26 protein-coding genes and 2 tRNA genes are annotated in these 24,483 nt (G+C 54.6%); 12 read left to right on the top strand and 16 right to left on the bottom strand.

Annotation, left to right across the window (positions count from 1 at the left end; genetic code table 11):
- Positions 1–33 precede the first annotated feature (33 nt).
- Complete coding sequence (locus IM265_RS11240; protein ID WP_048956746.1) at positions 34–1,083, bottom strand: rhodanese-related sulfurtransferase; 1,050 nt, start codon at positions 1,081–1,083, stop codon at positions 34–36.
- Between the two features lie 221 nt (positions 1,084–1,304).
- Here IM265_RS11240 and IM265_RS11235 point away from each other — a divergent pair, with 221 nt between their 5' ends.
- From IM265_RS11235 to IM265_RS11225, 3 genes are all read left to right on the top strand, one after another.
- Positions 1,305–2,231 carry a Kdo(2)-lipid IV(A) acyltransferase gene (locus IM265_RS11235; RefSeq protein ID WP_047368277.1) on the top strand — a complete coding sequence of 309 codons (927 nt, stop codon included), beginning with the start codon at positions 1,305–1,307 and terminating at the stop codon, positions 2,229–2,231.
- Positions 2,232–2,371: 140 nt separating this feature from the next.
- Complete coding sequence (mdtG, locus tag IM265_RS11230; protein WP_150143358.1) at positions 2,372–3,589, top strand: multidrug efflux MFS transporter MdtG; 1,218 nt, start codon at positions 2,372–2,374, stop codon at positions 3,587–3,589.
- A gap of 97 nt (positions 3,590–3,686) precedes the next feature.
- Positions 3,687–4,061, top strand: a complete 375-nt coding sequence (locus IM265_RS11225) for a MysB family protein (protein ID WP_028012687.1) — start codon at positions 3,687–3,689, stop codon at positions 4,059–4,061.
- Positions 4,062–4,067: 6 nt separating this feature from the next.
- Here the strand turns inward: IM265_RS11225 and IM265_RS11220 are convergent, their stop codons facing one another.
- The 3 genes from IM265_RS11220 to mdoG all read right to left on the bottom strand — a co-directional run bounded on the left by IM265_RS11220 (position 4,068) and on the right by mdoG (position 8,454).
- A complete protein-coding gene (locus IM265_RS11220) occupies positions 4,068–4,295 on the bottom strand; it encodes a YceK/YidQ family lipoprotein (protein WP_013097162.1) in 228 nt (75 codons plus the stop codon).
- 84 nt (positions 4,296–4,379) lie between these two features.
- Positions 4,380–6,908 carry a glucans biosynthesis glucosyltransferase MdoH gene (gene mdoH, locus IM265_RS11215; protein WP_193030989.1) on the bottom strand — a complete coding sequence of 843 codons (2,529 nt, stop codon included), beginning with the start codon at positions 6,906–6,908 and terminating at the stop codon, positions 4,380–4,382.
- Positions 6,901–8,454: a glucans biosynthesis protein MdoG gene (gene mdoG / locus IM265_RS11210; RefSeq protein WP_028012685.1), complete on the bottom strand. Its 1,554-nt coding sequence runs from the start codon at positions 8,452–8,454 to the stop codon at positions 6,901–6,903. The genes mdoH and mdoG overlap by 8 nt, the downstream gene beginning before the upstream one ends.
- Before the next feature lie 254 nt (positions 8,455–8,708).
- Here mdoG and mdoC point away from each other — a divergent pair, with 254 nt between their 5' ends.
- A complete protein-coding gene (mdoC, locus tag IM265_RS11205; RefSeq protein WP_041910534.1) occupies positions 8,709–9,848 on the top strand; it encodes a glucans biosynthesis protein MdoC in 1,140 nt (379 codons plus the stop codon).
- Positions 9,849–9,883: 35 nt separating this feature from the next.
- Here mdoC and ymdB read toward each other — a convergent pair whose 3' ends face one another.
- From ymdB to csgB, 5 genes are all read right to left on the bottom strand, one after another.
- Complete coding sequence (gene ymdB / locus IM265_RS11200; RefSeq protein WP_193030987.1) at positions 9,884–10,426, bottom strand: O-acetyl-ADP-ribose deacetylase; 543 nt, start codon at positions 10,424–10,426, stop codon at positions 9,884–9,886.
- Positions 10,427–10,529: 103 nt separating this feature from the next.
- Positions 10,530–10,850, bottom strand: coding sequence for a hypothetical protein (locus IM265_RS11195; protein WP_063153821.1), 321 nt, complete (start codon positions 10,848–10,850; stop codon positions 10,530–10,532).
- 150 nt (positions 10,851–11,000) lie between these two features.
- Positions 11,001–11,333 (bottom strand): curli assembly chaperone CsgC, encoded by a 333-nt coding sequence (gene csgC / locus IM265_RS11190; protein WP_193030985.1) that lies wholly within the window; start codon positions 11,331–11,333, stop codon positions 11,001–11,003.
- A 61-nt stretch (positions 11,334–11,394) separates the two neighbouring features.
- Entirely contained in the window at positions 11,395–11,847 is a 453-nt protein-coding gene (csgA, locus tag IM265_RS11185) for a curli major subunit CsgA (RefSeq protein WP_047368274.1), read from the bottom strand.
- Between the two features lie 41 nt (positions 11,848–11,888).
- Positions 11,889–12,344 (bottom strand): curli minor subunit CsgB, encoded by a 456-nt coding sequence (gene csgB, locus IM265_RS11180; protein ID WP_028012679.1) that lies wholly within the window; start codon positions 12,342–12,344, stop codon positions 11,889–11,891.
- A gap of 754 nt (positions 12,345–13,098) precedes the next feature.
- Here csgB and csgD point away from each other — a divergent pair.
- The 4 genes from csgD to csgG are packed head-to-tail and all read left to right on the top strand — an operon-like array spanning position 13,099 to position 15,440.
- Positions 13,099–13,749, top strand: a complete 651-nt coding sequence (gene csgD, locus IM265_RS11175) for a biofilm master transcriptional regulator CsgD (protein ID WP_028012677.1) — start codon at positions 13,099–13,101, stop codon at positions 13,747–13,749.
- Positions 13,750–13,753: 4 nt separating this feature from the next.
- Positions 13,754–14,143, top strand: coding sequence for a curli production assembly/transport protein CsgE (csgE, locus tag IM265_RS11170; protein ID WP_028012676.1), 390 nt, complete (start codon positions 13,754–13,756; stop codon positions 14,141–14,143).
- Between the two features lie 23 nt (positions 14,144–14,166).
- On the top strand, positions 14,167–14,580 hold the full coding sequence (gene csgF / locus IM265_RS11165; RefSeq protein ID WP_028012675.1) for a curli production assembly/transport protein CsgF: 414 nt from the start codon (positions 14,167–14,169) through the stop codon (positions 14,578–14,580).
- Positions 14,581–14,606: 26 nt separating this feature from the next.
- Complete coding sequence (csgG, locus tag IM265_RS11160) at positions 14,607–15,440, top strand: curli production assembly/transport protein CsgG (RefSeq protein ID WP_028012674.1); 834 nt, start codon at positions 14,607–14,609, stop codon at positions 15,438–15,440.
- Positions 15,441–15,485: 45 nt separating this feature from the next.
- Here csgG and IM265_RS11155 read toward each other — a convergent pair whose 3' ends face one another.
- From IM265_RS11155 to ghrA, 4 genes are all read right to left on the bottom strand, one after another.
- Positions 15,486–15,968, bottom strand: coding sequence for a DUF1097 domain-containing protein (locus IM265_RS11155; RefSeq protein ID WP_074171828.1), 483 nt, complete (start codon positions 15,966–15,968; stop codon positions 15,486–15,488).
- A gap of 96 nt (positions 15,969–16,064) precedes the next feature.
- Positions 16,065–16,619: a molecular chaperone gene (locus IM265_RS11150; RefSeq protein WP_028012672.1), complete on the bottom strand. Its 555-nt coding sequence runs from the start codon at positions 16,617–16,619 to the stop codon at positions 16,065–16,067.
- Between the two features lie 20 nt (positions 16,620–16,639).
- Positions 16,640–17,377, bottom strand: a complete 738-nt coding sequence (locus IM265_RS11145) for a phosphatase (RefSeq protein WP_028012671.1) — start codon at positions 17,375–17,377, stop codon at positions 16,640–16,642.
- Positions 17,378–17,461: 84 nt separating this feature from the next.
- Positions 17,462–18,400 carry a glyoxylate/hydroxypyruvate reductase GhrA gene (gene ghrA, locus IM265_RS11140; RefSeq protein WP_193030983.1) on the bottom strand — a complete coding sequence of 313 codons (939 nt, stop codon included), beginning with the start codon at positions 18,398–18,400 and terminating at the stop codon, positions 17,462–17,464.
- A 232-nt stretch (positions 18,401–18,632) separates the two neighbouring features.
- On the opposite strand from ghrA, the gene IM265_RS11135 reads away from it, so the two are divergent.
- Positions 18,633–18,720 (top strand) — tRNA-Ser (locus IM265_RS11135).
- 243 nt (positions 18,721–18,963) lie between these two features.
- On the opposite strand, the gene IM265_RS11130 is transcribed toward IM265_RS11135, so the two are convergent.
- A complete protein-coding gene (locus tag IM265_RS11130) occupies positions 18,964–19,869 on the bottom strand; it encodes a LysR family transcriptional regulator (protein WP_028012669.1) in 906 nt (301 codons plus the stop codon).
- 109 nt (positions 19,870–19,978) lie between these two features.
- On the opposite strand from IM265_RS11130, the gene IM265_RS11125 reads away from it, so the two are divergent.
- From IM265_RS11125 to IM265_RS11115, 3 genes are all read left to right on the top strand, one after another.
- Positions 19,979–20,839 (top strand): pirin family protein, encoded by an 861-nt coding sequence (locus IM265_RS11125; protein WP_193030981.1) that lies wholly within the window; start codon positions 19,979–19,981, stop codon positions 20,837–20,839.
- A 20-nt stretch (positions 20,840–20,859) separates the two neighbouring features.
- Positions 20,860–21,537: an isochorismatase family protein gene (locus IM265_RS11120; RefSeq protein ID WP_025755865.1), complete on the top strand. Its 678-nt coding sequence runs from the start codon at positions 20,860–20,862 to the stop codon at positions 21,535–21,537.
- A gap of 137 nt (positions 21,538–21,674) precedes the next feature.
- A tRNA-Ser gene (locus IM265_RS11115) sits at positions 21,675–21,762 on the top strand.
- Between the two features lie 145 nt (positions 21,763–21,907).
- On the opposite strand, the gene phoH is transcribed toward IM265_RS11115, so the two are convergent.
- Positions 21,908–22,696 carry a phosphate starvation-inducible protein PhoH gene (gene phoH / locus IM265_RS11110; protein ID WP_024908976.1) on the bottom strand — a complete coding sequence of 263 codons (789 nt, stop codon included), beginning with the start codon at positions 22,694–22,696 and terminating at the stop codon, positions 21,908–21,910.
- Between the two features lie 499 nt (positions 22,697–23,195).
- Positions 23,196–24,479 carry an iron uptake transporter deferrochelatase/peroxidase subunit gene (efeB, locus tag IM265_RS11105; RefSeq protein WP_193030978.1) on the bottom strand — a complete coding sequence of 428 codons (1,284 nt, stop codon included), beginning with the start codon at positions 24,477–24,479 and terminating at the stop codon, positions 23,196–23,198.
- Positions 24,480–24,483 lie beyond the last annotated feature (4 nt).

Genomic DNA, 24,483 nt, shown 5'->3' with positions numbered 1-24,483 from the left:
CCCGGCAGGCTTTCGCCGTGCCGGGCGTTATTATCATTCCGGGTCAGGAATACCCAGTTTGGTATTCAGACGGCCGCGTGATTTATTAAAAATCTTATTACCGTTTTCACGCCCCGCGCGACGACGACGCTGCTCTTCTTCCGGCAGGACGCTCTCTTCGCTGCACAGCTCGCTACAGCAGCCGTTAAACTTCTCGGCACAGGCCGGGCACTGAATAAACAGCAGGTGGCAACCGTCGTTTTTGCAGTTGGTGTGGGTATCGCACGGCGCGCCGCACTGGTGGCACTGGGCAATCACATCTTCAGAAATGCGCTCGCCCATGCGCTCGTCAAAGACGAAGTTTTTACCGATAAAGCGTACCGGTAAGCCCTGCTCACGGGCGCGGCGGGCGTACTCGATAATACCGCCTTCAATGTGCCAGACCTTGTTGAACCCATTGTGCTTCATCCACGCGCTGGCCTTCTCGCAGCGGATACCGCCGGTGCAGTACATAACGATTTTTTTATCCTTATGCTCCTGCATCATCTCCACCGCTTTAGGCAGTTGCTCGCGGAAGGTATCGGCCGGAATCTCCATCGCGTTTTCGAAATGCCCCACTTCGTACTCGTAGTGGTTACGCATATCAATGAACACGGCATCCGGATCGTCCAGCATCGCATTCACTTCCGCGGCCTTCAGATATTCGCCGACGTCCGCCGGGTTAAACTCAGGATCGTCAATACCGTCCGCCACGATGCGTTCACGCACCTTCATGCGCAGCACCCAGAACGATTTTCCATCGTCATCCAGGGCAATGTTCAGGCGTAAGCCGTTGAGGGCCGGATCGAAGCTATAAAGCGCGTCGCGGAACGCATCCACTTTACTTTCCGGCACGCTAATCTGCGCGTTAATGCCTTCGCGGGCAAGGTAGACGCGCCCGAAAACGTTCAGTGCCGTGAAGGCCTGATAAAGCGCATCGCGGGTCGCCTGCGGATCGTCGATGGTGAAGTATTTGTAGAAGGAGATGGTCGTGCGCGGTTCGGTTTCAGCCAACATGCGCGCCTTTAACATCTCATTCGAAACGCGGTTGTGTAACACTGGCATGGTGTACAAGTCCTGCAATCGTCAGAGAGAATCAAAATCGGTCGGCATCATATAGCAAACAAAACCAATTTACATCCACACAATTTACGCTACATTTCACACACCCTGATGAATCAGGCTTAACAATTGCCGTCGTCGTGCAGGTTTCGACGGCAGATATTTTGGCTACGTCTCAAAAAATGCGACAATAGCGAAACAGGACGTTTGAACACAGGAAAGACATGACCCAGTTACCAAAATTTACCGTCGCCCTTTTGCACCCCCGCTATTGGATGACCTGGCTTGGCATTGGCTTTTTATGGCTACTGGTACAGCTTCCCTACCCTGTTATCTTCCGGTTAGGTACATCATTAGGCCGACTCGCGCAAACGCTTATGAAGCGCCGCGCCCGCATCGCGTATCGTAACCTTGAGCTGTGCTTTCCGCAGATGAGCGAGGCAGAGCGCCATGATATGGTCTCGAAGAATTTCGAATCCGTCGGCATGGGTCTCATGGAGACCGGAATGGCGTGGTTCTGGTCGGACAAACGTATGGCCCGCTGGAGCAAGGTTACAGGCACCGGCATGGAGCCGGTGCATACGCTTCAGGCCAATCAGACCGGCGTGCTGCTGATCGGCGTCCATTTCCTGACGCTCGAAATCGGGGCGCGTATGTTTGGCATGCAGGCGCCCGGCATCGGGGTTTATCGTCCTAACGACAACCCGGTTATCGACCTCATCCAGACCAATGGCCGCATGCGCTCCAACAAAAGCATGATCGACCGTAAGGATCTGAAGGGCATGATCCGCGCGCTGAAGGCCGGTGAAGTGGTCTGGTATGCCCCCGATCACGACTATGGCCCCCAGGCCAGCGTCTTTGTCCCCTTCTTCGCCGTTGATGAGGCCGCTACCACGACCGGCACCTGGATGCTGGCGCGGATGTCCAAAGCCGCCATCGTTCCCTTTGTTCCCCGCCGTATGCCGGATGGCTCAGGTTACGAGCTGATGATGCTTGAGCCGGAACTCGCGCCGCCGCTGGAAGATGCGGAAACTACCGCGCGCTGGATGAACGGCGTTGTGGAGAAGTGCATCATGCTGGCACCCGAGCAGTACATGTGGCTGCATCGACGCTTTAAAACGCGGCCAGAAGGCACGCCTTCCCGCTATTGATCCTCATGCGGCCCTCAGGGCCGCATGCTATTTTAGCTTTAAAAGCTCCCCCTCATTGCGGCAATCATAACCCAGGCGCATAATTAGCAGGCTTATTACTTCATGCCTCAGGTGCTCTGCACCTCACTATGCGGATTGTTATGACACCCTCAGATGCCCCCATAAACTGGAAGCGTAACCTCACGGTTGCGTGGCTTGGCTGTTTTCTTACCGGCGCGGCGTTTAGCCTGGTCATGCCTTTCCTGCCGCTCTACGTCGAACAGCTGGGCGTGACGGGCCATAGCGCACTCAACATGTGGTCTGGCCTGGTATTCAGCATCACGTTTCTCTTTTCCGCCATTGCCTCACCCTTCTGGGGCGGCCTTGCCGACCGCAAGGGACGTAAAATCATGCTGCTGCGTTCGGCGCTGGGGATGGCGATAATCATGGCGCTGATGGGCGTGGCGCAGAACGTCTGGCAGTTCCTGATATTGCGCGCATTGCTGGGCTTATTGGGCGGGTTTATTCCCAACGCGAACGCCCTGATCGCCACGCAAATTCCTCGCCATAAGAGCGGCTGGGCGCTTGGCACGCTCTCAACCGGTGGCGTGAGCGGCGCCCTGCTTGGGCCGCTGGCGGGGGGATTACTGGCGGATAACTACGGCCTGCGCCCGGTCTTTTTCATCACCGCCAGCGTGTTGTTCCTGTGCTTTATCGTCACCCTGGTCTGCATCCGTGAAAAATTTACGCCCGTCGCCAAAAAAGAGATGCTTCACGCCAGAGACGTGCTGACCTCGCTTAAAAATCCCAGACTGGTGCTGAGCCTGTTCGTAACGACATTGATCATTCAGGTGGCAACCGGATCGATCGCTCCTATTCTCACCCTATACGTTCGCGACCTGGCGGGTAACGTCAGCAATATTGCGTTTATCAGCGGACTGATTGCCTCCGTACCCGGCGTGGCGGCGCTGGTTAGCGCACCGAGACTGGGGAAATTGGGTGACCGGGTCGGCCCGGAAAAGATCCTGATCTGCGCACTGATCATTTCCGTCCTGCTGCTTATCCCCATGTCGATGGTGCACTCTCCGTGGCAGCTGGGCGTGCTTCGCTTTTTGCTGGGCGCCGCCGACGGGGCGTTGCTGCCCGCCGTACAGACCCTGCTGGTCTACAACTCCACGAACCAGATTGCCGGGCGTATCTTTAGCTATAACCAGTCGTTTCGCGATATCGGTAACGTCACCGGGCCGCTTCTCGGGGCGGGTATTTCCGCCAGCTTCGGTTTTCGCGCCGTCTTTATCGTGACGGCAGGCGTGGTGGTGTTCAACGCGATTTACTCGTGGTTCAGTTTATCCCGCGCGTTACGGCCGGTGACGGAATAAGAAGAACGCCTGACGGCTTATTTTCGCATTCATACTTGCAGAATCTGATATTCAGCTATTCTTTCCCTGAAACCTTCTGGAAAACAGGGAGACACCAATGACCATGTACGCCACGCTGGAAGAAGCTATTGATGCCGCTCGTGAAGAGTTCCTTGCCGATAATCCCGGCGTTGAGGAAGAAGATGCTGACGTGCAACAACTTAATATCCAAAAATATGTTCTGCAGGATGGGGATATTATGTGGCAGGCCGAATTCTTTGCCGACGAAGGTGAAGAAGGGGAATGTTTGCCGGTCCTGAGCGGTGCAGGTGCGCAGGCCGTGTTTGATGGCGACTATGACGAAATCGAGTTACGCCAGGAATGGCTGGAGGAGAATACGCTGCACGAGTGGGATGAGGGCGAATTTCAGCTCGAGCCACCGCTGGATACGGAAGAAGGTCAAACCGCAGCCGATGAATGGGACGAGCGTTAATTTACGCTACTCGTACGGGCCGTGGCTGGCATCGATGGGCAGCAACAGCGTGTCGAAAATCAGCGAGAACGGCAGATCGAGCACCGTCAGGTAGCGCCATGCGGAATCACGGACATCCCATTTTACGCCCGGGTAGTACTGGTTGCCATGGCCCTGACCTGGAATGGTGCGGCTGATGATGCTGCCGCAGCCGCTCAGCAGGCATGCCATCATGACGACGATGATTATTTTCATCAGTAACCTCTAAAAAAATACCGGCCTCACAGCCGGTATTTTATCTGGCGGGTGGCGCTTTGCTTACCCGCCTTGCTTAACCGCTTACTTCGCCTTCAGCGCCAGCGGGTTCAGCTTCAGATCTTTGTAGTAGTTCACCCACGAAGAGTACTTCTCCGGAGCGGACCATACGCGATAGTGAAGTCTTGCCATCGTGACCGGATCGCTCAGCAGCACCAGACGACGGTCGCGATTGAGTTTTTCCGGGGTCTCGTTAAGCGCCTGCTCAACGTGACGATCGCGGGCAATCTCCAGCACCTGGCTTGCGCGGTGGCGCGCGGTGGCCATTGCCGTCGCCAGAGCGTTAAATGACGGATTAAACACGGCGTGCATAAAGCCATCGTCCAGCGTGCGGTTGCGGTTCTGCTCCAGATAGGTATCGGTATCAACCAGCACCTGCGGCGGAGAATACTCTTCCGGGATCAGGAACAGTTTCCAGCGTTTGGTACGCAGCCCTACCGTTGAACGGCTGGAGATCACGGACACAAACGGCGACAGGATCAGCGAGAAGACAATCGGCGCCAGCCAGAACAGGAAGCGCAGATCCAGCCAGGCCATTCCGGCCGCCCACACCAGGCCCAGCAGCAGCTGAGACCCGTGGCGCATGAAGGCTTCACTCCACGGCGTGGAGTCGTCATCACGCTGCGGTGAGTTCCAGACCACTTCCCAGCCCAGGAACGCACTGACCACAAACACGGTGTGGAACAGCATACGCACCGGCGCCAGCAGCACGGAGAACAGTACTTCCAGCAGCAGCGAAAGGGTGACGCGGAAGAATCCGCCGTACTCTTTCGAGCCTTTGCACCAGATCAGGATGATACTGAGCAGCTTAGGCAGGAACAGCAGCACCATGGTGGAAGCAAACAGCGCAATCGCCAGCTCCGGACGCCACTGCGGCCACACCGGGAACAGCTGGCGCGGTTGCAGGAAGTATTGCGGCTCCGTCAGGGCATGGACGACCTGCAGCGCAGTGGAGAGCGCGAGGAACATAAACCACAGCGGTGCGGAGAGATAAGACATTACGCCCGTCAGGAACACCGCACGGTGAACCGGATGCATCCCTTTTACGAGGAACAGGCGGAAGTTCATCAGGTTACCGTGACACCAGCGGCGGTCGCGCTTGAGCTCGTCCAGCAGGTTCGGCGGCAGCTCTTCGTACGATCCCGGCAGGTCGTAGGCAATCCAGACGCCCCAGCCCGCACGACGCATCAGCGCCGCTTCCACGAAGTCATGCGACAGAATCGAACCGGCAAACGAACCCTCGCCCGGCAGCGGCGCCAGCGCACAGTGTTCGATGAACGGCTTCACGCGGATAATGGCGTTGTGGCCCCAGTAGTGCGACTCACCCAACTGCCAGAAGTGCAGACCGGCGGTAAACAGCGGGCCGTAAACACGGGTGGCGAACTGCTGGCAGCGCGCGTACAGGGTGTCCATGCCGGATGCTTTTGGCGAAGACTGAATGATCCCCGCGTTCGGGTTGGCTTCCATCAGACGCACCAGACCGCTCAGGCAGTCACCGCTCATGACGGAGTCAGCATCCAGCACGACCATGTAGCTGTACTGGTTACCCCAGCGGCGGCAGAAGTCATCGATGTTGCCACTTTTACGCTTCACGCGACGGCGGCGGCGGCGGTAGAAGATCTGCCCTTCGCCCTGCACTTCTGCAATCAGCTCCATCCAGGCTTTTTGCTCTGCAACGCAGATATCCGGGTTGTAACTGTCACTCAGGATGTAAACGTCGAAATGCGCCGCATTACCGGTTGCCTTTACGGACTCCCAGGTTGCACGCAGGCCCGCAAATACGCGGTCAACGTCTTCGTTACAGATAGGCATAATCAGCGCGGTACGGTGCTCGGGATTGAGGGGTTCATCCCCGACCGTTGACGCCGAAATGCTGTACTTGTCCCGTCCCATCAGCAGCTGCAGGAAGCCCATCAGCGCGGTCCAGAACCCGGCCGAGACCCAGCAGAAGAGGACCGCGAACAGCAGGAGAATGCCGCTCTGCAGGATATACGGCAGCAGCTGCATGAAGGAGACCCAGAGATCCTGGCCCATCATGTCCGTCGGGTTGATAAACGCCCAGCCCTGGTAAGGCAGAATGGTTTTCATATACCAGGTCGCGACAACCGTCTGCGCCAGCGTCAGAAGCAGCAGGATATAACGGCGAATTGTCCCCACGGTACGCCATTTCTGTTCGGAGGCCTGCTCTTCTTTCGTCAGGCGCGACAGATAGCGCGGCGTGACGTCACGCCCGCGCAGGCGATCCCAGAAGCGGCCAACCGGGTTGGTGCGCCATGGATCGGGGAACATTGAGGAACGCGTCGCTTTCGGCATCGCCTGAAGCTGATCGCGTCCTTCGTCGTCTTTAATCAACTGCCCTTCTGCCAGCGAGTCCGGCCAGGCCTGCTCCAGACGCGCCTTGACTGACCCCAGCGGCGTATCATCATCACGGGAAAACTGACGATGTTCGCCATCCAGCGCGGTGTGAACCGCGCGGATGTCGCTCTTAGGCAGCGCCGCTTTTTCGATATCCGTCAGCGGCATGGCATCAATATATTCAGATGTATTATTCATTGGCAGGTAGCTGGTAGCTCCAGGTTTCACTCAGCGGCTGATCTTCACTGACCAGCGCAGCACGCATTTCAGTGGTCTGTTTCGGATCTTTCACTTTCACGCGCAGGGTCAGACGCCAGCCTTTGGTTACCGGGTTGTAACGCACGGTGTTCTCTACGATTTCACCGTTGTCACCGATGCTGGCCTGGGCCGACACCGCAGTATCAGGAGACAGTTTCTTCATATCCTGGCCGGTGAAGTCCACGACAAACGCTACCGTACCGTCAGGCTGACGGATCAGGTTAGACTGCTTCACGTCACCCGTCGAGCGGCGAGTCTGCGTCACATACGCGTTATCCGGCGCATGCAGCTTATCTTCGTCGCGGCTGAAGGTAATGGTGTACTTGAAGTTCATCTCTTTACCGGCTTCCGGCAGCTGATCCGGCGTCCAGTATGCGACGATGTTGTCGTTGGTTTCGTCGTTGGTTGGAATTTCAACCAGCTCTACCTTGCCTTTACCCCAGTCGCCTTTCGGCGTAACCCAGGCGCTTGGACGCAGGTCATAGCGGTCGTCAAGATCTTCAAAGCGAGAGAACTGACGGCCACGTTGCAGCAGGCCAAAGCCCTGCGGGTTTTCCATCGCAAAGCTGCTGACCGCCAGATGTTTCGGGTTATTCAGCGGACGCCAGATCCACTCACCGTTACCGGCATGAATAGACAGACCGTTGGAGTCATGCAGTTCCGGGCGGAAGTTGGTTGCCGGTGACGGCTGGTTCGGCCCAAACAGGAACATACTGGTCAGCGGAGCGACGCCCAGTTTGCCCACTTTGTCACGCAGGTAAACCTTGGACTGCACGTCAACGACCGTGTCACGACCTGGCATAATCACAAAGCGATAGGCACCGGTTGCGCGTGGGGAATCCAGCAGCGCATAAATAGTCAGACGTTTGTCCGTTGGTTTTGGACGCTCAATCCAGAACTCGCGGAAACGCGGGAACTCTTCACCTGATGGCAGCGCGGTATCAATAGCCAGACCGCGCGCAGAAAGCCCGTACACCTGCCCCGCGCCAATCACGCGGAAGTAGCTGGCGCCAAGCATGCTAACGATTTCGTCGTTTTTATCTTTGCTGTTGATCGGGTAAAGCACCTTGAAGCCTGCGAAGCCCAGGTCTTTCACCGTATCTTTGTCGTGCTGCACATTGCCAAAATTGAAGTAATCCGGGCTGTACTTGATCTTACGTACCGCGGTCGCCGTCACTTCATTGATGGCAACAGGCGTGTCGAAGTACATACCCTGATGATAAAATTCAAGCTTGAACGGGGTTTTAACGTTATTCCAGTACGCTTTATCGTGGTTGAACTGGATCTGCTGATAGTCCGCATACTTCATGTCGCGGAAAACGGAGGGCAGGTTACTTTTCGGCGCTTCGTAGCTCTTGCCTGCCATCGATTTTGCCTGTTTTGCGACATCGTCGATGTTAAAGGCCAGTGCCGATGAGGTATACAGTGATAACACCACCGCAACACCCAACCAACGCATTTTCATCATCTGTGGTTTATGTTTCATAATAAGTAAGCACTTCCCCCTTTGTGTGCTTATATCGATCCGATCCATTTTAATGGAAACTCAGGCAATCCGACAACATAATCACTGCTTTGTTCAGCTGCTGGCTCATGGATTAAGCAAATGAAAGAACCCGTTATTCACTTTGCGTGCTTATCCTGGAGACAGTGTGTCGGTCTTGGTGTAGGGTTGGCGTCGAATGTAACCATTATGAGCCTTAGGGATAAGGCGAAAAGTCTGAGAATGCGCAACGTTATATGAGCACAACACCGATACAACGGGAATATTTCCTCGACTCGATCCGGGCATGGCTGATGCTATTGGGGATCCCCTTTCATATTTCACTGATTTACTCCAGCCACACGTGGCATGTTAATAGCCAGATGCCCTCCTGGTGGCTGACGCTGTTTAATGACTTTATTCACGCCTTCCGCATGCAGGTGTTTTTTGTCATCTCCGGCTATTTCTCGTACATGCTTTTTTTACGCTATCCGCTTAAGCGCTGGTGGAAAGTGCGCGTGGAGCGCGTAGGTATTCCCATGTTAACCGCCATACCGCTGCTGACGCTGCCGCAGTTCATTATGCTGCAATACGTTAAAGGCAAGGCGGAGAACTGGCCGAATCTCTCGCTGTATGAAAAGTACAACACGCTGGTCTGGGAGCTGGTGTCTCACCTCTGGTTCCTGCTGGTTCTGGTGGTGCTGACCACGGTCAGTCTGGTGATTTTCAGCCGCCTGCGCCGTCATCTCAGCACGACAGCAGACTCTTTCTTCGCTAACGTCACGCTGGGCAAACTGTCGGTGCTCTTTTTACTGCTGGGGATCGCCTATGCCGCGGTGCGACGCACGTTGTTTATCGTCTATCCACCAATACTGAGCGACGGCCTGTTCAATTTTGTGGTGATGCAGTCGCTGTTCTACATTCCGTTCTTTTTAATTGGCGCGCTGGCCTTTATTCATCCGAGGCTTAAAGCGCTGTTTACCACCCCGTCACCGTGGTGCGCGGTGGGTGCGGCCATCGCGTTTGCGGCCTACCTGCTGAACCAGCGCTACGGGAGTGGCGACGCCTGGATGTATGAAACAGAAAGCGTGATCACCATGCTGTTGGGCTTGTGGATGGTGAACGTAGTGTTCGCGCTCGGCCACCGTTTGCTGAACTTTAAGTCCAGCCGCGTGACCTACTTCGTCAATGCCTCACTGTTTATCTATCTGGTGCACCACCCGTTGACGCTGTTCTTCGGGGCATACATCACGCCGCATATCGCATCCAACACGCTGGGCTTCTTTACCGGGCTGGTGTTTGTGGTGGGGATTGCCGTCGTACTCTACGAGATCCATCTGCGGATCCCTCTTCTGCGCTTCCTGTTTTCAGGAAAACCTCAGCCGAAAGCCGCCTGAGCAGCGCGGCGCACTCACGGTGCGCCGCCTTCGCTTCAGCTCTCCAGCTCTTGTCTGCGCTGAGTCAGAAGCCGCTGATAAAGATGCGTGGTGTCTTCATCGAAGCAGACAAAAATCACCTTCTCTGGCAGCGGTTTAAGCGACAAATAGCGGTAAACCGTTTCGACGGCGATGGTCGCCGCTGCCGCCTTAGGATATCCATACACGCCGGTGCTGATGGCCGGGAACGCCATCGTTTTATAGCCGTTGTCGGCGGCAAGCCGCAGACAGTTTCGGTATGCCTCCTCCAGAAGGCTCGCTTCATGCTGGTCTCCGCCGTGCCACACGGGCCCGACAGCATGAATCACCGCTTTGGCAGGAAGGTTGCCCGCCAGCGTAATCACCGCATGGCCCGGAGGGCATTCACCCTGTTGCTGACGCACGATTTTACAGGCTTCCAGTAACTGCGGTCCGGCAGCCCGGTGAATAGCGCCGTCTACGCCTCCTCCCCCCATCAGGGAAGGATTGGCCGCATTGACGATGACGTCGACATGAACTGTCGTAATATCGCCATGAATAATTTCAATTTGCGGTTTCATAAAGCCCCTCTGCTGCCCGCCTTTTTTATAAGTGTATCGCAGAGGGGTTATTGAGAAAAACGATAGGCGTAAAACCGCCCCCGCCGACGGGCGCGCACGGGTATTAACGGTACTGGATCTGAACAACCGCGAGCGTTTTTTCAGGATTCAGGTACGTCATATTCACTGTCGCCAGGCCGGAAGCCGTCGCCTTGCCGTTCAGCGCGTCGCCGTAACTCACCATACGCGTTTGCATACGATTTTTTTCCGGACACGACACCGCCAGCTGCCGCTGCTGGTGGGTAACTTCGCAAGGGTCAGCAACGATTGCGCCGCGAAAGTGAATAACGCCGCCCTGCGCGAGCGTGGCCGAATAAGCTGGAGCGATAAATGCCGAAACAAGCAGGCCCAGACCTGAAATAAGATGTGCAAAAGAGTGGGTCACGATATGTACTCCTCAATGAAAATCGTCCATGAGGGGCAAACGCGCTTCATTATGCAAACGAAGGCTGACGTTACGGAACCTAACAACGCAGTTCCTGATAACAGCTTAGTTCAACGGCAAATATTCACAATGCATTGATTTCATGAATATTTACAGCGCACCCCCGGCTGGCGACCACTGCTGTGATAAATGAAGCGCTCTTCCATCCGTGACGGTGACAACGATGTTGATCGTGTCTTCCGCAGAAATAGTTAAACTCAACCGCGTTAAATCAATCGGCTGATTAGCGGGAATAAAAAGGGTATTTTGCTGTCGCGAAGCACTTTGCCCACTCTGCCCTTCCTTCAAAGAGAGGATCTGAACCTGACAATCACACGGTTCCGTCAAAATGACCTGCGGAATAATGGTCGTCATATTTCCCTGCTGTGACGTTTGAAAGGTTATCTGCCCGGAAAGCGCGGCAAGGAGAATGAAGGTATTCATGAGGAACTCCCGAAAAAAAACAGGGCATCGGCCCTGTTTTTTTGTAGTACAGATTTCAGTATCAGTACTGATGCGCTGTCGCGTGGTTACCAAAGCCGATCTGGGTAACGTTGACGGTGGAGTTAGACGCCGTCTGGTCTACGAGCGCACCGTTAAGGCCGCCGTACTGGCTAACATTCATAACGGATTTTTTGCTGTTCCACTGATCGAGTGTCGCACTGTTGCCAAAGCCGTTCTGGGTCAGGTTGATTTTGCTGTCGTCAGAACCCTGACCGACATCAGCCCCGTTACCGCCACCGGTCTGGCTAATATTAAGAACGGAATTTCTGGCATCTGTCTGCAACGCCAGCGCGGAGTTACCGCCACCGTTCTGATAAATATTCAGGGTTGAATTTGGACCACTGTTTCCGCCATGACCGTGTCCATGACCCCATCCGCCCTGATTAATCATACCAGCCATAGCACTACCAGAAACGACGATTGCTGCAAGTGCTGCCACTTTGATAAATTTCATGGTAAACCCCCATCGGATTGATTAACGTCGTCGCGAAATAGCTAGCGCTGAATAACGCGAATTGCCATCTGCGACTGTTTCTGCACTACAACTGCGGTTTTCTGCGTACCGTACTGCGTAATATTTGCTCTATTACCCGACCCTTTCTGGATAATTTTCGCACTATTACCATATCCATCCTGCGTAATACCTGCATCGTTCCCGTTACCGCTCTGATCGATCCAGGCAATATTGTAAGTCCCTGATTGATCAACTCTCGCTCTGTTGCCTGCCCCATCCTGAGAAATGACGGACAAGAGTTTCGATCCTTCCTGGCGAAGCTGAGCGTCATTAAATACGCCCTGTTGACCAATAATGGCTGCCTGATTTAATGATGAATAACTTAATTCATTAACCGCAAAATTATATTCAGCGTTTGCTAAATCTGAATTCGCGGCGGTTACAAATCCAGGCGCACCCAGTAATGTAAACATCAAAAATAACGATGTGTTTTTCATGTTGTCACCCTGGACCCGGCTACCTGAAAACACCCTGATCGTATTTCGTATTAAACGACTCGTTTTTGTTAACGCGTCGTTACGGTGAAGAGTATGTCCGCTGAAACATTTTAAATATCTCACCCGCGCGGCTTATTTTTATTTTTCAGGTCACCACAAAGTTGTAATTTGCACCATAAAAGGCATGACACAGGCCGTTTTTATTTTTTATGAAATATTTATGCGCGACATGTTGTACAACGGCGAGACAGCCGTCCATGCCCCTTCCCGCGTTGTTTAAGCGTAACGCCAGGATGAGATTTTCTTCAGGGCGTGACACAAGGCGAGTTTTCTTAAGCCAGAAAAACCAGAACGGCATGACTTAGAAAGTATCAGTTACTCATACCTGGGTACAAACTAAACAAAATAATAAATACTTATAAATATTAACCAGTTAATTATATTTGTATGATTTTTAAAATCTATGCACAACTATTTCCATGTACAACTTTAATATCAAATAACAACATTAAAAATCTGCAATTTTCACAAATTAATATTGATTTTTACATCTTGTTACATGATTAACACTTGCTTTAAAATTCGTAAAAGCTAGATTGAAATTAGATGTACGAAATTGGTTTTATATTTACCTCCCTGTGGAGGTTATGTTCTGATTCTACACACAGCAGTGCAACATCTGTCAGTACTTCTGGTGCCCTCTTCTTTACAGAGAGGGCGGCTGTCAGGTGCCAAAAATAAGTGGGGTTTCATCATGTATAATGAAGTCCATAGTTTACATGGTCATACATTACTGTTGATCACAAAACCTTCTCTGCAAGCGACAGCTTTATTACAACATTTAAAGCAATCTCTATCACTGAACGGGAAATTGCATAATATTCAACGTTCTTTTGATGATATTGCGCCTGGCAGCATCATTCTGTTTGATATGATGGAAGCCGATAAAAAGCTTATCCATTACTGGCAAGATAACTTAAGCAGGAAAAACAATAATATCCGCGTGTTATTATTGAATACGCCTGATGAATATCCTTTCAGAGATATTGAAAGCTGGCCGCATATCAATGGCGTGTTCTACGTCACTGAAGAAGAGGTTCGGGTGGTAGATGGTCTGCAAGGCATATTGCGCGGCGAATGCTATTTCTCGCAAAAGCTGGCCAGCTACCTCATCACGCACTCCGGAAATTACCGCTATAACAGTTCGGAATCAGCGCTGCTCACCCACCGTGAGAAAGAGATCCTGAACAAATTACGCATTGGTGCTTCAAATATTGAAATCGCCCGTTCGTTATTTATCAGCGAAAATACGGTAAAGACGCACCTTTATAATCTTTTCAAGAAGATAGCTGTTAAAAACCGAACTCAGGCGGTTTCATGGGCAAACGATAACCTCAGGCGTTAATCACATGAAGCGCACGTTGAGTTGGATCGCCGCAGCGAGTCTCCTGCTCGCTGCAGGGAACCTGCAGGCCGTTGAGGTCGAAGTTCCCGGATTGTTAACTGACCACACTGTCTCATCGATCGGGCACAGTTTTTACCGGGCCTTCAGCGATAAATGGGACAGTCCCTACACGGGTAATTTAACAATCAACGAGCGGCCCAGTGCACGATGGGGAAGCTGGATAACCATAACGGCCAATCAGGACGTTATTTATCAAACGTTTTTATTCCCCTCGAAAACAGACTTCGAAAAAAACGTAGCCTTAGCACTGGCTCAAACTGAAGACGCTATTAATCGCCTGCAAATAGATAAAGCCCTATTAAGCACCAGCGATTTAGCAAAAGATGAGTTCTAGCGAACCGATATGCGGAGGCTGTCATGCGTATTGCATATGCAGTTGTTTCGATCATGCTTATTGCTCCCCTGAGCTGGGCTGGAAATATGACCTTCCAGTTCCGTAACCCTAACTTTGGCGGTAACCCCAACAACGGTGCCTTTCTGCTGAATCAAGCTCAGGCACAAAACTCCTATAAAGATCCGAGCTTTCAGGATTTTACCGTTGATACCCCTTCCGCACTGGATAACTTCACCCAGGCTATCCAGTCGCAGATTTTAGGGGGATTGCTGACCAACATTAATACCGGCAAACCCGGCCGAATGATGACCAACGACTTTATCGTCGACATCGCCAACAGGGACGGACAGCTCCAGTTGAATGTGACCGATCGTAAAACCGGAAAAACTTCCACCATAGAGGTTTCCGGCCTGCAAAATAATTCAACTGACTTTTAAACAATAGCTAAATAAGGACAACGACCATGCAGCGCTTCCTGATATTTGTTGCAGTGTGCTTATTGAGCGGTTGTTTAACTGCTCCGCCTAAAGAAGCTGCAAAACCCACATTAATGCCGCGGGCCCAAAGTTACCGTGATTTAACCCATTTGCCTTCACCTACGGGCAAGATATTTGTCTCGGTATACAACATTCAGGATGAAACCGGACAATTTAAGCCTTATCCGGCAAGTAACTTCTCCACCGCGGTGCCGCAAAGCGCCACCGCCATGCTGGTGACTGCACTTAAAGATTCGCACTGGTTTATTCCGCTGGAACGCCAGGGGCTTCAGAACCTGTTAAATGAACGAAAAATCATTCGTGCCGCGCAGGAGAATGGCACCGTTGCGGACAATAACCGGATGCCTCTGCAGTCTCTGGCCGCCGCAAACGTGATGATTGAAGGGTCGATTATCGGTTACGAGAGCAACGTGAAATCGGGTGGCGTGGGCGCGCGCTACTTCGGTATCGGCGCAGATACCCAGTACCAGCTCGACCAAATTGCGGTTAACCTGCGCGTCGTGAACGTCAGTACCGGTGAAGTGCTCTCTTCGGTCAACACCAGCAAAACGATATTGTCTTATGAAGTTCAGGCTGGGGTATTCCGCTTCATCGATTACCAGCGTCTGCTGGAGGGAGAAATTGGCTACACCTCTAACGAACCGGTCATGATGTGTCTGATGTCAGCCATTGAAACCGGCGTGATCTTCTTAATCAACGATGGTATCGATCGCGGGCTGTGGGATCTGCAAAACAAAGCGGACGTGCAGAACCCGATCCTGGTGAAATACCGTGATATGTCGGTGCCTCCGGAATCCTGACGGGCAGCGCATAAAAAAAGGCGAGATGATTATCTCGCCTTTTTTTTATTCACTCACCGCGGTGATGTTTTGCGTTTTTTCCCGTCGCGTCGCCAGCCAAAGACCGCTGTTCTTCATGGCGTAGCCAAACAGCAGCCCCAGCGCCAGGGAAGGAACCACCAGCTTCCAGTCCCCCTGCCCGGCAAAGGTTGCGCAGGCCCCCATAAAGGTTCCCGGCACAAACGACAGCAGCAGATGCTTCGCCTGGATGCACATCAGGAAGGCGACGACACCCGTCATGACGTACCCCAGCATCTCCAGATGCGGCGCCAGCGCGCTGCCTTTCATGATGACCAGCGCCCAGATAACGCCGCTCATCAGCGTGCAGCCTGAGATAAAGAGCCCTTTCAGCCCGCCCTGAGGACAGGCGAAATAGGCCGTGCAACCCAGGAAGCCAGCCCAGCTTAACAGACCGAGAGACACCGCTACCCATCCCCAAATACCGGAGAGGATACCCGTCGTGATTGCAATACAAAGTAATATGTTCATGGCGCGCATCTTAGCAGAAGCGCGCCATAGAAATGAGATCAGAAGCACATTACGTGCAAGTTGAAATGTATCGTTGCAGGATTTTTGTGATTTACATCACTCCTCGCTCTCTTCTTCCAGCTCGTCCCACATTGCTGCGATGGCGTCACGCGTCAGCGGGGCCAGCGTTCGCCAGAACGGAGAGGTGGCATGAGCTTCCACTTTACCCAGGAAGGTCCCCACCCACGGCAGCAGATAGGTTTCGAAGAGGATCCCGATGGCTTCATTTTCATCGTCGCCAGCGTTGTCTTCGATCCAGGACGCGGCCAGCAGCAGCGTACCGATATGATCGGCTGGGGTATCGCTCAGGGGCATCCCGCGTTCTGAAAGGAATGCCCGCACTTCCGCTTCGGTCGCGCCTTCCTGCCAGGCGGAACGATACGGCGACACGCGGCACTCTTCGCCCACGAACAGAGCATTGTAGTCCGTTGAGATCTGCTGCATATCGCAGCTTTTCTGCAGGCGCTCCAGTAACTCATCCTGTTCCAGCGGCCAGTTCTGCGCCAGTTTACCTTCGCGAATCAGCGTAAACAGCGGCACCAGCAGCGGGTCCTGCGGCTGGCGGTAATACAGGGAGCCCAGCACGCGGCAAAGGATGGAAAATTCATTCATTGTTCTATTCCGTTATTCAATTAAAGATCGGCAAATTCATCAATCGGTGCCATGCCACGCGACTCGAGGAAATCAAGCATACGACGCGGCGTGACGTTCAGGATGCGCTCTTCCGGGAAATCCACATCCTGCAATATTTTCAGGCACTCGCTAAAATCCCCCAGCGTGAAGGCCGTGTGCGAATCAGAGCCCAGCGCCACCATGCCACCCGCATCACGCACGGCGGCAGCCACTTCGCGACAGTTGGCTTCACTGCCTTTACGCGAGTGCACGAACGAGGAGTTGTTAATCTCCAGCGCCACGCGGTGTTTCGCCGCGGCCTGCGCCACGGCCTGAATATCGATCGGGTATTTCGGATTGCCCGGATGGCTGATGATGTGCACATTGCCGCTGGCAATAGTGGCAATCATCGCCGCGGTATTGGTCTCTTTATCCTGCGGCGGGAAAACCGGCTCATGGAAGCCGGCAAGGATCAGATCTAAGGAGGTCAGCATCGGGCCGGTACAGTCAATTTCACCGTCGGTGTTTTTGATGTTCGCCTCAATGCCGCGCAGTATCCCAATGCCGTCCACCAGACGTGGCCAGATACGCATATTCACAAAATGCCAGTAGTGCGGCGCATCCGCCATATCCGGGCCGTGATCGGTTATCGCGAACAGCTTGATGCCCTTAAGCTTCGCCTGGGCAATATAATCATGGAGGTTGCTATACGCGTGGGTGCTGGCGACGGTGTGCATATGCAGGTCAACGGGATACATCTTTCTCTCCTCTGCGTTTTTTCCAAAGGATAGCAGTTATCAGCGGCGAATATTAGCAAAAACCCGGCGAACGCCGGGTTTCTCTCAGTAGCCGCGCTGTCGGTCGACCTGTCCGGTGACCGGGTTACCCTTCTCTATTTCACCGATCGTGTGCGAGATATAGGCCACCGCCTCGGCAGGTCGCGTCACGGCGGCAACGTGCGGAGTCATTGCCACGCGCGGGTGTCGCCACAGCGGGCTTTCCTCCGGCAGCGGCTCACGGCTGTAGACATCCAGCATGGCGCCTTTAAGCTTCCCGCTATCCAGCGCCTTCAGCAGATCCGGCTCGACCAGATGCACGCCGCGCGCCAGGTTCATCAGGTAGCTCTGGTCGTCCAGCTGGTTGAGCAGGCCTTCATTGATAATCCCCACCGTTTCCGCCGTATTAGGCAGCAGGTTAATCAGCACACGCGTGCCGTTCAGGAAGGCCGGAAGCTCATCCGTTCCGGCAAAGCTCTCAACGCCCGGATAGTCTTTACGGCTGCGGCTCCAGCAGCGCAGCGGGAAGCCCCACGGCGCGAGCGCTTCAGCCACTTTCGAACCCAGCACGCCCGCGCCGAGGATACCAACGGTAAACGCTTCGCGCGGATATTCAGGCAACGGCTCCCAGCGGGATTGCTGCTTAAGCGCCTGATAGTCATCAAAGCGGCGGAACCAGTGCAGCACCTGGCTGACGGCATATTCCTGCATTTGCTGGCCCATACCGGTATCTTCCAGGCGGAACAGAGGAATATCTTCCGGCAGCATTTCAGGGTGTGCTTTCAGCTTGCTCAGAATGGAATCCACGCCGGCTCCAAGCGCGAACACGGCCTTCAGCTTACGGCCCTGGAGCATTTCTACCGGCGGATGCCAGACCAGCGCGTAGTCAGCATGTTCGTTATCGCCCCGCTTCCACTCACGAACGCGAACGCCCGGCAGTGCCGCAGAAAGTGCCTTAATCCAGTAAGCCGTATCAAAAGTGGGGTGATAGAAGAGTATATCCATAGTCAATCCTGCCTTTTATTGCGCTGATTTATTTTGCTTTTTAACTGGACGGTCAGCATAGCAAATTTATTGCGTGACCGTGTTGTTGATAAAAAAGACGCTTTCAGCACATTTAAGAATCATGTTGCCTGAAGTTTGTCTAAACGCGCTAAATTACTGAAAAAGTGGGTTGACGGCAGTTCGGCTTTTCCTTACATTAGCGCCCGTCCCAGCAACAACGGGATGACAATATGGTGAGGTGTCCGAGTGGCTGAAGGAGCACGCCTGGAAAGTGTGTATACGGCAACGTATCGGGGGTTCGAATCCCCCCCTCACCGCCATATTCAAGATGAGAGCTCGTACGAAAGTACGGGCTTTTTTCTTTTATATTCTCCGTAAGGGGGGATAAGAACCCCCGACCGGGGTTCGACAACTGGCGCAGCCAGTTGGACAGACTGTGAGCAAAGCGAACAGGCTGCCCGCAGGGCGAGCGAAGCGAGTCAATCCCCCCCCGGTGCTATATTCAGCTCGGTGCAGCCTGAGCGCCTCACCCTAACCCTCTCCCCAAAAGGGCGAGGGGATCGTTACTCCTCCACCATCCGCGCATACTCTTCAGTAAGAAAATCCACCAGCGTTCTGACGGACGGCAGCAAACCTCGCCTGGAAGGATAAACAGCGTGAATCACTTCCCGTCGGGGTTCCCATGCGTCCAGCACCCTTACCAGTTCCCCGGATGCCAGCTGATCCTTGACCATCAAAATCGGCAGCTGCACCACGCCCACCCCCGCCATCGCCGCTTCACGCAGCGCCAGCATGTCGGTGGTAATAAAGCGCGGCGTGTAATGAATCGCGGCTTTCGCTCCCTCCGGCCCGCTCAGTTCCCATCTGTGCAGCTGCTTTCCCACCCCCATGCTCAAACCCGGCCACTCGCTCAGCTCAGAGGGCACGGCAGGGTGACCCATCCGCTCAATCAGTGCAGGGCTCGCCACCAGGCAGTGTCCCCTGTCTGCCAGCACTCTTAACACCAGGTCGCTGTCATCAAACGGACGTGGACGAACGCGGATCGCCACGTCGATACCCTCACCCACCAGATCAACCCGTCGGTTGGTGGCCTCAAGCTGAAGATTGATCCCCGGATAGCGCGCCATAAACCGCGCCAGCATGGGCCCCACGTGCACGTGCAGCAAGGTGACCGGACAGGTGATCCTGACCACGCCGCGTGGCTCGGCCTGCAACGCCGCCACCGCCTCTTCCGCTGCTTCGGCCTCTACCAGCATGGCTTTACAGTGCTGATAGAACGTCTGCCCCACTTCCGTCACCGTAAACTGCCGGGTGGTGCGCTGGATCAACCGCACGCCAAGGCGCTCTTCCAGCTGGGCAATTCGCCGGCTCAGTTTTGACTTGGGCTGATCGAGCGCCCGACCCGCCGCCGCAAATCCACCATGGTCCACCACCTTCACAAACCACGCGAAATCATTGAGATCCTGCATACGCCCTCATCGTTCCATATTCAGAACAGTGAATGTCATTTTCACTATCTACCGGGATATTAACCCTGAATATAAGCTAATTACATCAACAGAACATCAGGAGTTCATCATGAAAAACGTAACAGGCGTTTATACCGCACCTCGTCCGCACTGGGTCGGTGACGGTTTCCCGGTTCGTTCAATGTTTTCTTACCAGACGCTCTGCGAGCCGCTGAGCCCGTTTCTGCTGCTGGACTATGCCGGACCGTACACCTTCCCGGCGGACGGCGCGAAACGCGGCGTGGGCGAGCATCCTCATCGCGGCTTTGAAACGGTGACCATCGTTTACGCCGGCGAAGTGGAGCATCGCGACTCCACCGGCAGAGGCGGCGTTATTGGCCCCGGCGACGTGCAGTGGATGACGGCGGGCGCAGGCATCCTGCACGAGGAGTTCCACTCCAGCGCCTTCGCGCAGAAAGGCGGTGAACTAAAAATGATGCAGCTGTGGGTCAACCTGCCCGCCAAAGACAAAATGGCGACGCCCGGCTACCAGAGTATCACCAAAGCGGATATCCCGGTGGTCACGCTGCCGGATAACAGCGGCACGCTGCGGGTCATCGCCGGTCGCCTTGAGGACGTGACGGGCCCGGCCCATACCTTCTCACCGCTGAACGTCTGGGACATCGCGCTTAACCAGGGCAGCCATCTGACGCTCAACCAGCCCGAAGGCTGGAGCACGGCGCTGGTGGTACTTGAGGGCAGCGTAACGGTGAACGGCACCACGCCAGCGGGTGAAGCGCAGCTGGTTGTGCTAAGTCAGAGCGGTGAAAAGCTGCATCTGGAAGCGAACAGCGACGCGAAATTGCTGCTGATGGCCGGTGAGCCGCTGAATGAACCGATTGTGGGCTACGGCCCGTTTGTGATGAACAGTAAAACCGAGATCGCGGAAGCCATTCGTGATTTCAACTCCGGCCGCTTTGGCCAGATCTGAACGTAATTAAGGAGCGCAATATGTCTACCCCTGCAAACTTCAACGGTGCACGTCCCGTCATTGACGTAAATGATGCCGTCATGCTGCTTATCGACCACCAGAGCGGGCTGTTCCAGACCGTCGGCGACATGCCCATGCCGGAGCTGCGCGCCCGTGCGGCGGCGCTGGCAAAGATCGCCACGCTGGCGAAGATCCCGGTGATCACCACCGCCTCCGTTCCACAGGGACCGAACGGCCCGCTTATCCCGGAGATCCACGCCAACGCGCCGCATGCGCAGTATGTGGCCCGCAAAGGTGAGATCAACGCCTGGGATAACCCGGAATTCGTGGCGGCGGTAAAAGCTACCGGTCGCAAGACGTTAATTATTGCAGGCACGATCACCAGCGTCTGCATGGCCTTCCCGTCCATCAGCGCGGTGGCGGACGGATATAAAGTGTTTGCGGTGATTGATGCCTCCGGCACCTACAGCAAAATGGCGCAGGAGATCACCCTGGCCCGCGTGGTCCAGGCAGGCGTGGTGCCGATGGATACCGCCGCTGTGGCCTCTGAGATCCAGCGAACCTGGAACCGTGAAGATGCGGCTGAATGGGCTGAGGTATACACCCACATCTTCCCGGCCTACCAGCTGCTGATCGAAAGCTACGGCAAAGCGCAGGAGGTGGTGAAAAACAGCGAAGTGCTCGATTCGCAGCGTTAATCCTGCGCTGTGCGTCATAAGCTGATTAAGGCTTAACCGAACAAGCACGAATGCAGAAAATCTGCTTGACCGCTTTCGCGCAACTCCCTATAGTAGCGCCCCGTTGCCCCCCAAGCGGTCAGGCAGCAAAACAATATGGTGAGGTGTCCGAGTGGCTGAAGGAGCACGCCTGGAAAGTGTGTATACGGCAACGTATCGGGGGTTCGAATCCCCCCCTCACCGCCATATTTGAGATAAGAGCTCGTACGAAAGTACGGGCTTTTTTCTTTTGGATCGCACCTGGGGATTCGAACCTTGAGACTCCCTGCGCTCTTTATGCCTGCACATAAAACAAAGCCCGGTTTCCCGGGCCTTGAACACAACAGCAAACTCAGTAATACGCTTGCAGCGTGCGCTGACAGAGCGCCGAGCGCACGCAGTCCTCTTTGGTGAAGCGTACCACCCCAATCATCTCATCTTCCTCAAAACGTGACATGGCGTCGCTGAGGCCGGACTTCACGCCCGACGGCAGGTCACACTGGGTAATATCGCCGTTGACGATAACCGTCACGTTCTCCCCGAGGCGCGTTAAAAACATCTTCATTTGCGCAGCGGTCACGTTCTGAGCCTCGTCGAGAATAACGACCGCATTTTCAAATGTACGTCCGCGCATATAGGCGAACGGCGCGATTTCCACCTTGCCAATCTCTGGTCGCAGGCAGTACTGCATAAAGGATGCACCCAGTCGCTTCACCAGCACGTCATAGACGGGCCTGAAGTACGGAGCAAACTTCTCCGAAATATCGCCGGGCAGGAAGCCGAGATCTTCATCAGCTTGCAGTACAGGACGGGTAACAATAATGCGCTCCACGTCCTTATGGATCAGCGCTTCCGCTGCTTTGGCTGCACTGATCCAGGTTTTCCCGCATCCGGCTTCACCGGTTGCAAAGATGAGCTGTTTACTCTCGATAGCATTCAGGTAGTGCGCCTGAGCCTCATTGCGCGCCACAATTGGAGAATTATCACGGCTGTCTCTGGCCATGCCAATTGCTTCTACGCCACTCATCTGCACAAGCGAGGTGACCGATTCTTCTTCACGCTGTTTATGGCTACGTGAGTCCCGTCTCAGCACACGTTTTGCTTCGCGACGAGCTTTGATCACTGCTTTTTGTCTTCCCATGGATAGCACCTTGAGTTGTTGGTATTCATCACACGCGCCAGCTTCGGCACGATTATGCGCACGAACATCAGAGGGTTGGCTTCCTTGTAAGCCATTGCTTGCTTTATCAGATGACGATACAGAACGGCTACGCGCACCGGTCTGCACGTCGGTCGAATCAGATTCTTGAGGTGTGGGGGAGAATTTAGTGGTGAGGAAATCGCTGCCGGAGTCTGAGCCTCCGCGCCGGGTGCTGCGGTTGTTATGTTTACCTTGTCCAGTACAGGACGCAACCATTCGCGATCTCCATAGTGATTCAGCATCACTGCCGGGAACTACCGCTGTCTTATCTTAAGTACATCAGGAGTTATCATAAATGCAACATTTATTTTACCTGGATGCAACTTTTAAGACTGTTCCTGCAGCGGAATCAGTCTTATATATGAATATTACAGAAATATAACAATAAGATAGTCATATGAAAAAATAATGTCCCCGCGAACTATCGCAGGGACGATTATCAGGCTTCCATCAGACCTTGTGCGAGATACGCGCCAGCATCGCGCGCGCCGGGCAGGGCAAAGAAATAGCCGCCGCCGATGGGCTTAATGTACTCTTCCAGCGCTTCGCCGTTTAACCGCTTCTGCACGGTCAGGAAGCCTTTCTCCAGATCGTGCTGATAGCAGACGAACAGCAGACCCATATCAAGCTGGCCGGAATTGGTCACGCCCAGCGAATAGCTGTAGCCACGGCGCATCATCAGGCTGGACTGCGTCTCTTTGGTGCGCGGGTTGGCAAGGCGAATATGGCTGTCGAGCGCGATAACGTCGCCATCCGGGTCGTTCGCGTAGTCCGGCACATCATGCTCGTGCTTCATGCCCAGCGGCGCCCCGCTCTGCTTGTCGCGGCCAAAAATCGTCTGCTGCTCTTTCAACGGCGTGCGGTCCCAGAACTCCACGTGGAACTGAATAATGCGCACAGCCTGGTAGCTGCCGCCCACCGCCCATGCGGGTTCCCCCTGATCTGCCGTCACCCACACCACGTCTTTCATCAGCGCCGCATCGCTGCTGTCCGGGTTGGCCGTGCCGTCCTTAAAGCCCAGCAGGTTAACCGGCGTCTCTTTGCCTTTGCTGCGGGCGGCGTGGTCAGAGATAAACCCTTCCCGCTTCCAGCGCACGCTCAGCAGATCCGGCGTGTGCTTGATGATATCGCGCAGGGCGTGGATCACCGTGTCCTGGGTATTGGCACAAATCTGCAAGAGCAGATCGCCGTGGCACAGCGCCGCGTCGAGGGAGTCATTCGGGAAGCGCGTCATCTTCTGCAGCGCGTTAGGCTTCTGTTTTGCCAGGCCGTAGCGGCCGTCAAACAGCGACTCCCCTACCGACACGGTAATGGTCAGGTTATCCGGCGCGATAAACGCCCCGAGGATACCGGAATCCATCGGCGGCAGGCGCGGGTTCGGCGTATCCGGTGCCGGCCCGCCCGCGGTAAGAAACGCGATGCGCGCCGTCAGCAGGCGGAACAGACGCTCCAGATCCGCCTTATCGCTGGCCAGTGAATCAAAGGCCACCAGCATCATGGAAGCCTGCTGCGGCGTGAGAATACCCGCCTGGTGCGCGCCATAAAACGGCTGTGTCTCCATGCGGGCATCCGGCGAGAGCGTACCGGGCGCGCTCTGCGGTTTCGCCGCATGCGCCACCGGGCAACCTCCCGCCAGGGCAAACGCGCCGCCCAGCGCCCCTACCCCTTTTAACAACCGACGCCGTGAAGGTTCCGCGACGTCGAACTCGTCATGCTTGTTCATCGTG

It is taken from the genome of Enterobacter cloacae complex sp. P17RS (assembly GCF_014895885.1).
In the GTDB taxonomy this organism is placed as follows: domain Bacteria; phylum Pseudomonadota; class Gammaproteobacteria; order Enterobacterales; family Enterobacteriaceae; genus Enterobacter; species Enterobacter bugandensis.
Note: the sequence above shows the minus strand (reverse complement) of the source record. Positions and strands in the feature narration are given on the sequence as shown.